This window comes from Flavobacterium algicola (assembly GCF_022399565.1).
Taxonomy (GTDB): Bacteria; Bacteroidota; Bacteroidia; order Flavobacteriales; family Flavobacteriaceae; genus Flavobacterium; species Flavobacterium algicola.
Map to the genome: position 1 here is coordinate 411056 of NZ_JAJTUT010000003.1, position 14429 is coordinate 425484.

11 protein-coding genes are annotated in these 14429 nt (G+C 35.6%); 1 reads left to right on the top strand and 10 read right to left on the bottom strand.

Annotated elements, in window-relative coordinates; genetic code table 11:
- Window positions 1–73: 73 nt before the first annotated feature.
- The 3 genes from purB to LXH21_RS12560 form a co-directional block, all read right to left on the bottom strand.
- Window positions 74–1420: an adenylosuccinate lyase gene (gene purB, locus LXH21_RS12550; RefSeq protein ID WP_239866387.1), complete on the bottom strand. Its 1347-nt coding sequence runs from the start codon at window positions 1418–1420 to the stop codon at window positions 74–76.
- Between the two features lie 296 nt (window positions 1421–1716).
- On the bottom strand, window positions 1717–2361 hold the full coding sequence (locus LXH21_RS12555; RefSeq protein ID WP_239866389.1) for a YceI family protein: 645 nt from the start codon (window positions 2359–2361) through the stop codon (window positions 1717–1719).
- A 146-nt stretch (window positions 2362–2507) separates the two neighbouring features.
- Window positions 2508–3200, bottom strand: a complete 693-nt coding sequence (locus LXH21_RS12560) for an SIR2 family NAD-dependent protein deacylase (protein WP_239866391.1) — start codon at window positions 3198–3200, stop codon at window positions 2508–2510.
- Between the two features lie 209 nt (window positions 3201–3409).
- On the opposite strand from LXH21_RS12560, the gene LXH21_RS12565 reads away from it, so the two are divergent.
- Entirely contained in the window at window positions 3410–4072 is a 663-nt protein-coding gene (locus tag LXH21_RS12565) for a TrmH family RNA methyltransferase (protein WP_239866393.1), read from the top strand.
- Between the two features lie 140 nt (window positions 4073–4212).
- Here LXH21_RS12565 and LXH21_RS12570 read toward each other — a convergent pair whose 3' ends face one another.
- The 7 genes from LXH21_RS12570 to LXH21_RS12600 all read right to left on the bottom strand — a co-directional run bounded on the left by LXH21_RS12570 (window position 4213) and on the right by LXH21_RS12600 (window position 13978).
- A complete protein-coding gene (locus tag LXH21_RS12570; RefSeq protein WP_239866395.1) occupies window positions 4213–5304 on the bottom strand; it encodes a hypothetical protein in 1092 nt (363 codons plus the stop codon).
- 170 nt (window positions 5305–5474) lie between these two features.
- Window positions 5475–7004, bottom strand: coding sequence for a PepSY domain-containing protein (locus tag LXH21_RS12575; RefSeq protein ID WP_239866397.1), 1530 nt, complete (start codon window positions 7002–7004; stop codon window positions 5475–5477).
- Between the two features lie 6 nt (window positions 7005–7010).
- Window positions 7011–9167 (bottom strand): TonB-dependent receptor, encoded by a 2157-nt coding sequence (locus LXH21_RS12580; protein WP_239866399.1) that lies wholly within the window; start codon window positions 9165–9167, stop codon window positions 7011–7013.
- A gap of 93 nt (window positions 9168–9260) precedes the next feature.
- Window positions 9261–9635, bottom strand: a complete 375-nt coding sequence (locus LXH21_RS12585) for a hypothetical protein (protein WP_239866401.1) — start codon at window positions 9633–9635, stop codon at window positions 9261–9263.
- Window positions 9636–9767: 132 nt separating this feature from the next.
- Entirely contained in the window at window positions 9768–10280 is a 513-nt protein-coding gene (locus LXH21_RS12590; RefSeq protein ID WP_239866403.1) for a hypothetical protein, read from the bottom strand.
- A 247-nt stretch (window positions 10281–10527) separates the two neighbouring features.
- Entirely contained in the window at window positions 10528–12798 is a 2271-nt protein-coding gene (gene katG, locus LXH21_RS12595) for a catalase/peroxidase HPI (protein WP_262916212.1), read from the bottom strand.
- 805 nt (window positions 12799–13603) lie between these two features.
- On the bottom strand, window positions 13604–13978 hold the full coding sequence (locus tag LXH21_RS12600; protein ID WP_239866406.1) for a cupin domain-containing protein: 375 nt from the start codon (window positions 13976–13978) through the stop codon (window positions 13604–13606).
- Window positions 13979–14429: the final 451 nt, after the last annotated feature.

Genomic DNA, 14429 nt, shown 5'->3' on the forward strand with positions numbered 1-14429 from the left:
ATTGATAAATTGTAAATTCATAAAAAAAGCTATCTGCAAGGATAGCTTTGTAAATATATAAAGGTTTTTACTACTATATTCCCAAGAAATTACTTGGAGTGATATGTAATAATTCGGTTTTAATGGCATCCGAAACTTCCAAGGTTCCTATGAACTCATGAATCGACGCTTTTGTTATTGCTTCATTTGTTCTTGTTAATCCTTTCAAAGCTTCGTAAGGATTTGGATATCCTTCACGACGTAAGATAGTCTGAATAGCTTCCGCTACTACTGCCCAGTTTTTTTCTAGATCTTCGTGGAACTTAGATTCGTTTAGTAATAGTTTATTCAAACCTTTCATAGTGGCTTCAAACGAAATAATAGTATGTCCCAATGGAACACCAATATTTCTTAAAACAGTACTATCCGTTAAATCTCGTTGCAATCTTGAGATTGGTAACTTAGCCGAAAGGTGTTCGAAAATGGCGTTTGCTATTCCTAAATTTCCTTCCGAATTTTCAAAATCAATTGGGTTCACTTTATGTGGCATAGCTGATGATCCAATTTCACCTGCTTTGATTTTTTGTTTGAAATATTCCATTGATACATAGGTCCAGATATCGCGATCCAAATCAATAACAATGTTGTTGATTCTTTTTAAAGCATCAAAAAATGCAGCGAAATGATCGTAATGCTCAATTTGAGTCGTTGGGAAAGAGTGGTGCAAACCAAGTGTGTTTTCTACAAATTTATTTCCGAACTGTTTCCAATCAATTTGAGGGTAAGCAACATGGTGTGCGTTGTAGTTTCCTGTAGCACCTCCAAATTTGGCTGCAAAAGGAACGCTAAATAATAATCGCATTTGCTCTTCTATACGTTCTACGAAAACAGCAATTTCTTTACCTAAGCGAGTAGGGGAAGCTGGTTGTCCGTGAGTACGTGCCAACAATGGTATGTTTGCCCATTCAACACTTAATTCTTTTAACTTTGCTACTAAAGCAATTAATGACGGCAAGTAAACTTGTTCAAAAGCCTCTTTTGTAGACAATGGAATCGCAGTGTTATTTATATCTTGAGAAGTCAATCCAAAGTGGATGAATTCTTTGTATTCTGATAATCCTAATTTTTCAAATGCATCTTTAATAAAATATTCTACTGCTTTTACATCATGGTTGGTTACCTTCTCAGTATCCTTAATCCAAATTGCATCTTCTGTAGAGAAATTTTTGTAAATATTACGCAAACTTTCAAACACACTAGCATCAACTCCTTTTAATTGTGGCAAAGGCTGCTCACACAAAGCGATAAAATATTCAACTTCAATTAAAACGCGGTATCTTATTAAGGCTTCCTCAGAGAAAAATGGAGCCAAATTTTTAGTCTTATTTCTATATCTTCCGTCAATTGGCGAAATAGCATTCAATTCGTTTAAAGTCGTCATTGTAAGTGTTTTTTTGAAAAGCACAAATATAGTTAGATTTTAAGTTTATGGCTACTACTAAATGGTTTTTATCGCGAAAAAACACTGATTTTTTTTAAATTATTAGCTGAAATACACATTTCTAATTATTGTTATTCGAATTACAAAATTAACTATGAGGCACTACTGCTTTGCAAATATCATTTTCTACATAATTTGCGAGACTCTCTAATATCTAAAACAAATTGGGTGTAATTATCGAAATAACTACACCCAATCAAGAAATTTAATAGCAGCTATTAACTGTACATTAAAAATTATTTCTTCAATACTATGTCTGCATGAACTGCAACTTCGCTCCAAGTTTTGCTTACTCCATCTGCACCTGTGTGTAAAGCTTCACATGCTTTATTGATAGAAGCAACTGCTGCCAAAGCATCCCAATTTTCCAAATTCATAACTCCGTCAAATGAATAACTTGTGTCGCTGTTTGCAACATATTGTAATGGGATATTTGATGTTTTACCGTTAAGTGTTACATCAATTGTACAAACATTCTCAGGAGAAACTTTAAATTCACCAGAAATTAGTTCTGTATCGCTCATCACTCCAAAAAAGAATTTTAAAATCTTAGGATCTCTAGTTCCAGTCGCGTCGTTTGTAAATAAACTACTAACTGGGATACTAAATTTTGTTCCATTTAATGCTTCCAATGGTGTTTTTCCAGGTTTGTTATCTGTTAATGTAATCTCTTTAAAGGTTCCGCCAACTGGAGTTTTGTCGGTCGTTTTGTAGGCAGTAAAACTTACTTTTGTAGAATCATTTACCAATGTATATTCCTCACCTGTCGTCTGAATTTCTGTTGCGGGATCTGTTCCCATTTCATCAGATTTTTTAGAATCCTTACAGCCAATAGCAGTTATAAGAATCATTCCTAGAGCAATAAATTTTAAATTTTTCATTGTATTTATTCTTTTTAATTTTGTTGTAAATTTAAACATAATAACCCGAACCGCTGTCTTTATGAGTTCCCTGTCTTGACGTGATGGTGTTAAACCTTATAAAACGGAATGTTAACTTATGTTAAAAGCATTTCTAATAAAGAGATTTATAGCAATATTCTCAATTTGTCTTGTAATACTACGATTCCGGTTCCTATATTCATCGGAATCAATTCTAGTTTGTTTTTTAGGTTTGGAATCGGTGCTGGTTTTGGGTCTATGTAAAACAACAGGCAATCTTTGGAAGCAAAATCTATTAATCCTGCTGCAGGGTACACTTGTAATGAAGTACCTATAACAACGAGATAATCTGCTCCTTCTACTATATCAATTGCTTCTTCTAGGGCGGGCACGTCTTCTCCAAACCAGACAATGTGTGGTCGTAATTGATTTCCTTTAGTATCCACATCTCCTAATACCAAATCACCTTTCCAACTTTGAATTTCAGCATCGTTAACGGTACTTTTTACTTTCAATAATTCGCCGTGCAAGTGTAACACATTAGTGCTTCCCGCACGCTCGTGAAGGTCATCTACATTTTGCGTAATAACATGTACATCATAATCTTTTTCCATTTCAGCCAAAATTAGGTGCCCTATATTAGGTTCAACTTCAAGTAGCTGCTTGCGCCTTTGGTTGTAAAAATCCAATACCAAGGCACTATTTTTCTGCCAGCCTTGAGGTGTAGCCACGTCCATGACATTGTACCCTTCCCACAAACCATCACTATCTCTAAATGTTTTGATACCACTCTCGGCGCTCATTCCTGCACCCGATAATATTACAAGTTTCTTCTTCATATTCTGTTTATTTGGGCGTGATAATCGGGCTTTCGACTGTATCTTTTTGGGCAAAAAAAAACCAAAAAGGATGCCGTCTCTATCCCGCACGCAATCCTGATTCTCAATTCGAGATTTCACTTCTAGTCAAACACAGGAAGGATTCAATTTATTTTTCTAGGCATAAAGCTAGTCTTTTTCACTACTTTTGCAAAATAAAACAACCCATAATGATTGACATCGATTACCTTAATTTCCTCGAAAACATCTTGACTGACAACCGCAAAGAACGATTTTTGAAAGTGCTTGAAAACAGAACCAATCACTTTACAATAGCGGTAGAAGATATTTTTCAGATGCATAATACCAGCGCTGTAATGCGCAGTTGTGAGGTTTTCGGAATTCAAGAACTCAACGTCATCGAGGAACGCTACGGAAAAAGTATCGATAAAGAAATTGCTATGGGCGCTCAAAAATGGGTAGACATCAATACTTTTGACTCAGTAACAAGTTGTCTTGATTCGGTAAAGAGTAAAGGCTATCAAATTATAGCAACAACTCCTCATGATAACGATTGTTTGATGGAAGATTTTGATATCAGCAAACCGAGTGCTTTGTTTTTTGGAACCGAGCGCGACGGACTGTCTGAAGAAATCTTGAAACGTGCCGATGGCTTTTTAACAATTCCGATGGTTGGGTTTACAGAAAGTTTAAATATCTCAGTTTCGGCAGCGATTATAATTCAAAATTTAACCAATAGGTTGCGTCAGTCGGATATCGACTGGCATTTGTCTGAGGAGGAAATGTTGGTCAAAAGATTGGCCTGGGCCAAAAGTTCTATTAAAGATATTAAAAGAATTGAAGCCCGTTACTACGAAGAGCATCCAGTATAATTTTATAAATTCTATATTAATATAAATGAAATATTGTAATGTAATGATCAATTAAAGAGGTAGTTAGCTAATTGAATAAATTACTTTTAACAGTTCAATTTTTATATTAATGAAAGTTGCACTTATTATTAAGTATTTGATCACTTTAAAGTTCCGTTACTAACTGTAACGTTTATCAACTTATAACCAGCATCAGTTCTTAAAAACTCGAAGTGATTTTGGGAGAAGCCTTTGCTTTTTCCTTGTGACAAAACAATTGTCATAGTTGGGTATTTATTATCAATTGACTCACCGCAATCATTATAATATTTTTTAAAAGCCTCCCCATTAAATAAAAAATTGTTTAGCCCACCAGCGTAAATAAAATAGTCCGTTTTAGGTTTTTTAATTTTTAATAAATTATTTTTCAATAGCTTATAGTTTTTAGTAACAAATGACTTTCGTTTAGTTTTCATCCAATTATCCGAAGATTGCCAGCTTACAGTTGCAAGACAAGCTTCCTGTAATTTCTTGGCTGTCAAATTAAAAAGTAGCTTTTGCTTTAACCATTGTCTAAATTCCTTTTCAAAATCTATAAAAGAATAAAATTTGCCGTCTGTTGCTAAGAAAGAAGTTCGAATATAGTCTGATGAAATGCTGTCTGTAATTTTAAGTGAGTAGAGATTCAATTTTGAATTATCTTTAAAATTTTCGATCAAGATAGTATTGTGAGCATTGATCAACAGTTCTTGACCTCCCGACCAGCTATAGTGTTCTTTATCTCTAGATTGTTTTTTTATAGCACCTTTTAAAGCGATTATCATACCATTATTAGATCTGCTTAATTCATTGTAATCTGCTGGAACAGTCACTTCGCCATTTTTATCAAACAGACCAACTTTATCATTGGTATTGTCCTTGAATCGAATAAATCCTTCTGATTCACAATCATGACCATTGTCAAAAATGTGCAAGCTATCTTTACCAACGATTTTACCTGATCTAGTGAGATAATAACTTTTCCATTTTCCCTTTTGGGTTTCTTCTACAACAGCAATTATATTTCTAAAATTTGTAGCATGATTGGTAAAACTAAACTTAGGTTGTATTTGTACAATACCTTTTGCATCTCTATAGCCAACGGCTGTAGAATCCTTGTTATAAAATGCAGTCCACAAATCATCAGATTGTGCAAATATGTTAGTGGTTGAAAAAAAGAAGAGTAGAAAGATTGTTTTTACTATAGCAGTCATATATCAATATCGTAATTATTTATCTCTAAAATTCAAATATATAAAATTTAAATTTTGACAGTAGGGTGTGGAAGTGTCTGTATTTTCAAATTTTTTATAAAATTGAAATGCTACAATTCTTTTAATTGTAGAGAATTGTAGCATTTCAATATTTCTATTCTAATTGTTGCCTATTTCCTTTTTAAAAATAAGTACAATCCCATTAAACTAACAGCTAGAACTCCAAGTGCTGCAAGAGACATCACTAAATCACGAATATTTTTTCCTGCCCAATCCATAAATAAAAATTTGTGAAGGATGGCAAAACTGTAGCCTTCGATTCGGTCGGAATCAGTTACAAAAGCGGCCAGTCGAGAAGTAGAAGGATCTATATATATGGCAGTATGATCTTCGGTATTATAACTTAATTTAATGACTGGCAATCTTTTATTCACAAAACCATATTCACGATTATCAAATTGATATAATATTTTGGTATCTACCAATTGTGCTCCTGCAATACATGACTTTAAATTTGCCATATCACAACAATCCGCTGGAGTTTCTGCATGACCAACCGCCTTCAATTTTGCAAACTTATTGGCCAAGAAGACAATGTACTTATTTTCTACGGCTTTATCTTCGATTCCAGTTTGGCAGTTGATGTACTTTGTTAGAACTTCATCGTCGTCATTTGGGAGTAAGCTTACTTGTAAATAAATGATACCGTCAAGCTGCACCACTGAATAATTGGACCAATTTGATCCTGGTTTTACTACTTCATCGAGAGTTGACAAATCAGATGTTTTAAAATCTGTCGTATAAATCATTTTATCCAAGGTATAAGGGTCCAACTTTTTGGTCGCATGGTAGCCGCCACTAAAGGTGAAAGTCAAGGTAACCAATGAAACTGCAATACCTATTTTACGATGGTGCTTTCTAAATCTACTTTGATTGTCTGTAACAGGAGCTTTCTTAAATACTTTCCAAAAGAAACCGTAAATAACAATGCCGCTCAAAGCAGAAAAGCCGATGATGCTGAGCAACAAAATCATCACTGTTATTTGAATAGTTTTATTGGTAATGCTTTCTAAAAAGTTCCAATTGTGAAAGGTGTCAAAAACCCAAAGCTGTATTTTTCGTGAGGTAGGATTGTAGGTTGCCAATTTACTTGAAGTTGTTTCAACATATACATCCATATCATTAGCTCTGTTAAAAGTAAGTTTCCAAACAGGTAAGTACCGGTTGACGTATTTGTACTGACCATCAAATTCAGTTTGTAACTTAAGAGTAGCAACAGTACTTTTTTGATCATCGATAAAGTAACGAGACAACCATTCGGCATAAATGATGTCTCCATTTACCAATTCGCTTCCATTCGAAGCATTAAAATATAAAACCTCGTGTTCTTTGATAGTTTTAACTTGATAATAGATTGAATTATTAAAGTGCACCAGTCGAAAATTATGAAAACGTTCTACTTTATTGCTAGTAAGCACATCATGAATAGAGAGCTTAATTAAACTAGTATCTATTGCAGCAGCTTGCAATTTTTCATGAGCAATCGAGGGTTTAAACCAATGCGCCATAACAGGATGCATTAATCCTGACAAGCACCAAAAAATCACAGGCACAATGGTAATAATTCCAAGTGTTCTATGCCATTTGTACAGATTTTGCTTTAGTTTTTTGATCCACTTTTTTGTTTTCGAATTTTTCATTTGTGATTATTTTTTCAGAGAAAGATTGTATTGAAGACCGATCAAAAAGGTTCTAGGAGCTGCTGTAGTATAACTCGATTGGGAAGTAGTTAAATTGGCTCTACTCACGTTGTACGCATATAATTTGTCTGTTATGTTCATGACATTTCCGTATATTTCAATACATTTAAACTTGTATCCAATACGACCATTAAATAAATTATATCCATCATATTTCACAGTATTGACTTGGTCTTGAAAGTAACTGCTTATCAACTGCCATTCGACTGAAGCCCGCAGATTTGGCAACCAATTAGGATAATAACTTACTTCTGAATTTCCAGACCATCGTGGTGCTTGTGGCATTTCATAGCCACCTAAATTCTGTAAAACGTCACTAGATTTATCCGAAACTTTAAAATCAATGTATTCATGCTTGGAAACTGTTCCACCAATACGCAAATTCCACTGTGTGCTGGGCTTGTATGTCAATCCCAATTCAATTCCCTTATGACTCGTTTTTCCCGCAGAACGGTAATCGGTTGAATTGTCTTCTAATTTGACACTTAATTGCTCATTCGTACCTACCATATAATAGAGTGCATAGTCAAAATTTAATTTGTTTTCGAATAAAGAAAGCCATCCGCCGACTTCATAGTTTTCAAAAGTGGCTGGTTCAAGGTTGTAATAAAAGTCAGCAGGAACTCCAGTGGTTCCACCAGTACCCGTTTTAAGTCGAAAAATAGAAGTGATTCCAGGAGGTGCAAATCCTTGCGAATAATTTCCGTAAAATCCAGCTTCTTTATAAGGGTTGAAATTTGCTCCTGCTTTAAAGGTAAACTTATCATAAGTTTTCTCTCCAGTAGAAAGATTGATCGCATTTTGATAATCCAATTTCATGTTGTCATAACGACCTCCGATTGTTACTACCAATTCTTCAATGGGGCTGAAACTAACTTGATTAAAGAAAGCTGTATTGTAAACATCAGACGAATAATCTACTAATTTAGTTTCAGGATGTTCAGCAACAATCTCATATTTACTTACGGTTTGCTTGCCAACTTCTCCGTCATTTAAAGTAGCCGAAAGATTGATTAGATATGCCCAGTAGGTAACAGGCGAAAAGTCAAATGAAGCGCCACTGACCATTGTTGTCCTCCAAAAATCAAATTTTTGAGTGTGTTGCGCAACGCCACCATAGCTCTTAAAATTGCTAGAGTTAATTTGTCCAGTTGCAGTAGTAGGATTATTTGTTTGACTCCAAATGATAGAATAAGAAGGGTTTTGTCCCAATTTGTTATCACGATGATAAGCTGTAAATGATGTACTGGACTTCGAATTCCAATCGTGTTCTAGTGTTAAGCGAGTGCGTAAAGCTTCGGACTTTCGATAAGTAAAATCAGATGTACTAGTGTAGTTTCGACTGTAGAAATCTGCTTCGTTCAAACTACTACTCATGTCAGAATAATAGTTACCAACCATAGTATTGCTAATCAGTCGGGTATGGTCAGTGATTGCATAATCTACTCGTACATTCAAATTGTCTTTTGTATAATCGGAATTTGCCAACCATGAATTTTCTTGTAGGCTAGAAATACCTGCAACGTGAAAACCAATTTTGCCAAGGGTGGCTCCTCCAGCTGCTTGGATTCTCTTGTACCCCCATTGATCGGCTTGAATACCAAATTTAAATTCAGGGTAGTAAGATGGTTTTTGCGAAATCAAATTTATTGTCCCTCCAATGGCTTCAGGACCGTACAGAGAGGAGACGGGACCTTTTACAATTTCGATACTTTGCAAATTGAATTGATTGATCTCTAGTAAAGCATTGTGATTAAAGATTCCGAGTGGGCGAATAGGCAAACCATCTTCGAGGTATAAATAGTAGCTAGAGTAGGAGATGGGCTGGCGAATGGACATGGCATGTTGCTCATTGCCAAGATTCACCATAACTACGCCTGGTGTTTTATTGGCGATTTCATATAAAGCAGACGCTTTTGTTTCATCAATTGTTTTGGCAGTAATTTTGCTAATAGCAACTGGCGTTTCTTTACGTAAGGTTTTGGTTCTGTTTGCTGTAATGAACACATCTTCTAATGAAGTTGATGTAGTGTCTTGTTTTTGAGTATTTTGGGCATAGGTGAATTGTCCTAATATTATTAGGATTGTGACGAATTTGTACATTTTAATTGGAATAAATTATAATATTAGTGACTGCCTTTGGCTTAAGGCCAAAAGAAAATAGCCGTAATCAAACAGCTAGAGTACTATTATAATTTAAACGAGGGGAGGGCGAAAAAGTGCAAAAACGATTGCTTTTGTTTTTTTGGTGAAACTTACGAAAACCTTTGGCTTTCTTTGTGAGATGTAGGAAGTGTGAACTTGATAATCTACTGTATTTGCAGTGTAAACTAATGCTGCTTTTTCATTAAGATTACTATTGTTCATTCTCTTTTCGTTTTCATCATATTTCTTTAAACTCTTCAAAAGTTCGCAACGACCATTACAACTGTTATTGATGTTGTCTCTTTGTACACAAATAGTTTTAGAAATTTGATCTTGAGCCATTTTAAATTGCGCATAAATTACAACACTTCCCAAAGAAGGAAGGAATATAATCAATGATAGTAAAGTCGCAAAAAAAAGTTTCAATTGGTGAAATTTAAGATCGAGCAAATATATAAAAAATGATTATATTATGGTGATCTATCTACATATTTGCAAGCTTCTTTTTACTCTTTTTTAACTCGCTGAAAATAGAATGAGCCATGGCTGTTACAGTAATTATACTTTTCTATTTTCTTCAATTACCAATTTTAAAGAGTTGATATAATCGGTGTCAAATTCTATGACTCTGATTTTAGAAAGTTTAAATGGCATTTCGCCTTCAAACGTGCCTTCGGGTCCTAAGAAGTCGATGATTGCCTCTTTTTCATTAACATCCAAAAGTTTACCGAGATAAACGGCTTTGTCTGATCTTTTTGCAATTTGAAATATACCCTGTTTTTTTGCTAAAAATTCGAGAATAGTTTGCAAGTTAGTCAATGGTATAATTTCTTCGGCACTCGTTTTTAAGCCTTTTAATTTGATGACGCGCTCGGTGAATTCATAATCTTCATCTTGGCTTATTGATTTTACATTTTTGTTTCTTAAGATCGTGTAACCATCAATGATAAAATCATAAGGATTATTTTTGATCAAAATCCAATCTTCAGTATAGTCAATTAAAAAACCTGTGAAAATTTCTTTTTTATCTTCAAAAACGATCGAAATCAATTGACGTAAATACTTTTCCATGTTGTTTAAAATTTTATGGGTTGTTTGCGATTTGATGAACAAAATTTATATAAAGACGAAAATACAAAATATTATAGAGAGAAGGAAAGAATATAATAGTTTTGAAAGTATAGTTTGTGGTAAAAGGTATTTCTGGTGGTTTACGTCATAGCCAGTAGAGTCCCAAACTACGAGCAGCAGAATTAGCTGAAAAAAAAATATCCCCAACTACTAGGTAATTGAGGATATTGTTAAAAAATGGGTATGATTATTTTAAGTCAAAACGGTCGGCGTTCATTACTTTGGCCCATGCTTTTACAAAATCAGCAACAAATTTCTCTTTGCTGTCGTCTTGTGCATATACCTCAGAGTACGAGCGTAAAACTGAATTGGATCCAAAAACCAAATCCATGCGGGTTGCGGTCCATTTTACTTCGCCTGTTCTGCGATCGCAAATATCATAAAGTCCTTTTGTTGTTGGTTTCCAGCTGTTTCTCATATCGGTTAGGTTGATAAAGAAATCATTGGTCAATGAACCCACAGCATTGGTGAAAACACCATGTTTGGTATTACCATAATTTGTTCCTAGCACTCTCATACCTCCAACAAGCACTGTCATTTCTGGTGCGGTTAAGCCCATTAATTGGGTACGGTCTAGCATCAATTCTTCGGCGCTAACCACATAATCTTTCTTACTGTAATTACGGTATCCATCTGCCAAAGGCTCTAATGGTTCAAATGATTCAACATCTGTCATTTCGGCTGTGGCGTCTCCACGACCTGTTGAAAACGGAACCGTTACAGGCACACCTGCTGCTGCAGCGGCTTGTTCTACTCCTAAATTCCCAGCAAGTACAATCGTATCAGCAACACTGATTCCGAATTCTGCTGCGATAGGTTCAAGAACAGAAAGTACGTAACTCAAACGTTGTGGTTCGTTTCCTTCCCAGTCTTTTTGAGGTGCTAGTCGTATGCGGGCACCATTAGCACCACCGCGCATATCAGATCCTCTGTAGGTACGTGCGCTATCCCAAGCGGTGTTCACCATTTGCGGAATCGTTAAGTTGGCCGCGGCGATTTTATTTTTTACAGCTGTAACATCATAATCTGCTTTTCCTGCAGGAACGACATCTTGCCAGATTAATTCTTCTTGTGGTACATCAGGTCCAAAATAGTTTGCTTTTGGCCCCATATCTCTATGTGTAAGTTTGAACCAAGCGCGCGCAAAAGTTTCTGAGAAATAGGCTTGATCGTTCATGAATTTTAACGAAATCTCTTTGTAGATTGGGTCCACTTTCATGGCCATATCGGCATCGGTCATCATAGGGTTGTGACGGATACTTGGGTCTTCTACATCTACTGGTCTGTCTTCGTCTTTGATGCTTACTGGTTCCCATTGCCAAGCGCCTGCTGGGCTTTTGCGTGGTTCCCATTCGTGGTTGAAAAGCATTTGAAAGAATCCGTTGTCCCATTTGGTTGGGTTTGTTGTCCAAGCACCTTCTAGTCCGCTGGTTACGGTATAGCGCCCTACACCTGAGTTGCTAGGATTTTTCCATCCCAAGCCTTGCTCTTCCACACCTGCTGTTTCGGGATCATCACCTAGTAGGCTTGCATCACCGTTTCCGTGTGTTTTACCCACGGTATGTCCACCAGCAGTTAAGGCTACTGTTTCTTCGTCATTCATTGCCATACGAGCAAAAGTTTCACGTATTTGTGCGGCCGTTTTCATTGGGTCTTGTTTCCCGTTTACTCCTTCTGGATTCACATAGATCAATCCCATTTGTACAGCTGCCAGTGGGTTTTCCATTGTTTTTGGGTCGTCAACATTGTCGTAACGCTCGTCACTTGGTGCTAGCCATTCTTTTTCGGCTCCCCAATAGGTATCTGTTTCTGGGCTCCAAATGTCTTCACGTCCAAAACCAAAACCATAGGTTTTCAATCCCATATCTTCATAAGCGATGGTACCTGCAAGCGCAATCAAATCGGCCCAGCTTACTTTATTTCCGTATTTTTTCTTAATAGGCCATAATAATCTTCTCGCTTTGTCCAAACTTACGTTATCAGGCCAAGAGTTCAAAGGGGCAAAACGTTGGTTTCCCGATCCAGCACCACCACGTCCGTCAGAAGTACGGTATGATCCAGCAGAGTGCCAAGTAAGACGTATCATCAATCCACCATAATGACCCCAATCTGCAGGCCACCAATCTTGACTGTCTGTCATAAGTGCATGCATGTCTTTTTTCAAAGCGGGAATGTCTAGTTTTTTTAATTCTTCTTGGTAATTAAAGGTTTGACCTAGCGGGTTTGTTTTTGTATCGTGTTGGTGCAAGATATCAAGGTTCAGCGCATTAGGCCACCATGACATTACGTTTGATTTTGATGCCGTGTTTCCACCGTGCATAACAGGGCATTTACCTGAAGAAACTGATTCGTGATTCCCTTCAACAATTGTAGCACCTTCATTCAATGGAGCTTGTCCGTGGTTTACTGGACATTTACCTGGAGAGTTTGATGGGTCTGCATTATTATTATTTTCCATATTAAAAATTTTATAGATTTAGTTTTTTTTTCTTTTACAAACTTACCTTTATTGTTTGGGGAAAGTTGGGGATAACAATCTTCATATTTTATTACAACATAGTCAAAAACTATTATTACTTAATTTTCTATAGTTTTTTAATATGTTAATATTCATTTGTAATTATAGAATTCGCCACTCTTCATCTTATTAATCGAAATCGAAAATGACAAATACTTCTTAAACACCTTACAAGTTAAGAAATAAATCGGTTACAATTTTAAATAACTAGAACTAAGCAGTTATAAAATAACAGATTGCGATTGCAATACTAGTATACAATTCATTTCTATCTTTTAAAGTTAGCCAAAATAGTCGGAAAGGAATTGACTTAACAAAGATTTATCGTTGTATTAATAAAGGAGTTTACCGCAATTTTGTTCGAAAGTGATTCAGATTACCTTTTTAAATTCTGCCGCTACTGATAAATTTGCTTACCAATAAGTTGAATGAAATTGAACATGTACACAATCGAAGTTCAGCAAAAATGTCGCGTAGGGTAGTGGTAATGTGGTCAATTTATAGTTAGCAAAGATCGAAAATATCTAGCAGGAGATAAGTTAAAATGACTGCGCTCGAATTGACAATAGTATCGTGTTAAAGAACGATTTGTCAGGTCGAGCGCGGTCTAAATTTTTTTAGTAGCGTGTAAGTTGTTTGTGTAATTTTTCAATAGTATGCTATTAAACGAACTACTGTTCGAGCAAGTGATTGTGTCACCGTATTGGCGTACTATTGCAAACAGAAAATGATCTGCAGTTTTGTATTATTCTTTGTCTCCAAAATAAGAAACACCACCACCACTTAAGAAATCTTCTCTTACTGGGCTAAAAGTGTCAATAAGCATTCCTTCTTCCAAACATACGGCACTGTGCAATAAGTTAGGCTCAATATAAACACCATCTCCAGCTTCTACAATTTTCTTTTCTCCATCAATTTCAAATTCAAATTTACCTGAAACGCAAAAAGTAGCTTGTGTATGAAAGTGTTGGTGTGGAGCTCCCAAAGCACCTTTGTCAAACTTCACTTTTACCATCATGATTTGGTTATCGTACCCTAAAAATTTTCTAGATACACCGCCACCAAGTACTTCCCATTCCATGTCTTTGGTACTGATGTATTTTTCACTAAATCTTTCCATTTTATATTTATTTGTAATTAATAATAATTCGACCAAGATAATTTATTTCTAAGAAATGAGAAGAGTAAATAGTAGAAATTTTGTGACTTTAGCACTCGTTATTGTTTTAAAATGACAATGTACATTTTCAAATGTTTCCGTATTGATTAATGCTCTAGAAATAAATTATGCGCTTTTTATAGTTGACAATCTATCGCTTATTTTGTCCTGTAACCCGATATTTCTGGAGTCGAAGTCATTTTTAGTGGAGAGTTCAATAGAGGAAAGGTCTTCGACAGGCTCAGACTGACGGACTGTATTGAATCATATGACTTTTTTCAAGAAACTGTTATTCGACTGTCCCGGTATTTCTGGAGTCGAAATCATTTAAGTAAAAAGGTAAATAGGAAAGGTCTTCGACAGGCTCAGACTGACGGACTGCATTGAATCATATGACTTTTTTCAAGAAACT

What these genes read in the sequence shown, in the direction of transcription:
- purB (WP_239866387.1), bottom strand. Translation starts at nt 1,420, where the DNA reads ATGACGACTTTAAACGAATTGAATGCTATTTCGCCAATTGACGGAAGA.
- LXH21_RS12555 (WP_239866389.1), bottom strand. Translation starts at nt 2,361, where the DNA reads ATGAAAAATTTAAAATTTATTGCTCTAGGAATGATTCTTATAACTGCT.
- LXH21_RS12560 (WP_239866391.1), bottom strand. Translation starts at nt 3,200, where the DNA reads ATGAAGAAGAAACTTGTAATATTATCGGGTGCAGGAATGAGCGCCGAG.
- LXH21_RS12565 (WP_239866393.1), top strand. Translation starts at nt 3,410, where the DNA reads ATGATTGACATCGATTACCTTAATTTCCTCGAAAACATCTTGACTGAC.
- LXH21_RS12570 (WP_239866395.1), bottom strand. Translation starts at nt 5,304, where the DNA reads ATGACTGCTATAGTAAAAACAATCTTTCTACTCTTCTTTTTTTCAACC.
- LXH21_RS12575 (WP_239866397.1), bottom strand. Translation starts at nt 7,004, where the DNA reads ATGAAAAATTCGAAAACAAAAAAGTGGATCAAAAAACTAAAGCAAAAT.
- LXH21_RS12580 (WP_239866399.1), bottom strand. Translation starts at nt 9,167, where the DNA reads ATGTACAAATTCGTCACAATCCTAATAATATTAGGACAATTCACCTAT.
- LXH21_RS12590 (WP_239866403.1), bottom strand. Translation starts at nt 10,280, where the DNA reads ATGGAAAAGTATTTACGTCAATTGATTTCGATCGTTTTTGAAGATAAA.
- katG (WP_262916212.1), bottom strand. Translation starts at nt 12,798, where the DNA reads ATGGAAAATAATAATAATGCAGACCCATCAAACTCTCCAGGTAAATGT.
- LXH21_RS12600 (WP_239866406.1), bottom strand. Translation starts at nt 13,978, where the DNA reads ATGGAAAGATTTAGTGAAAAATACATCAGTACCAAAGACATGGAATGG.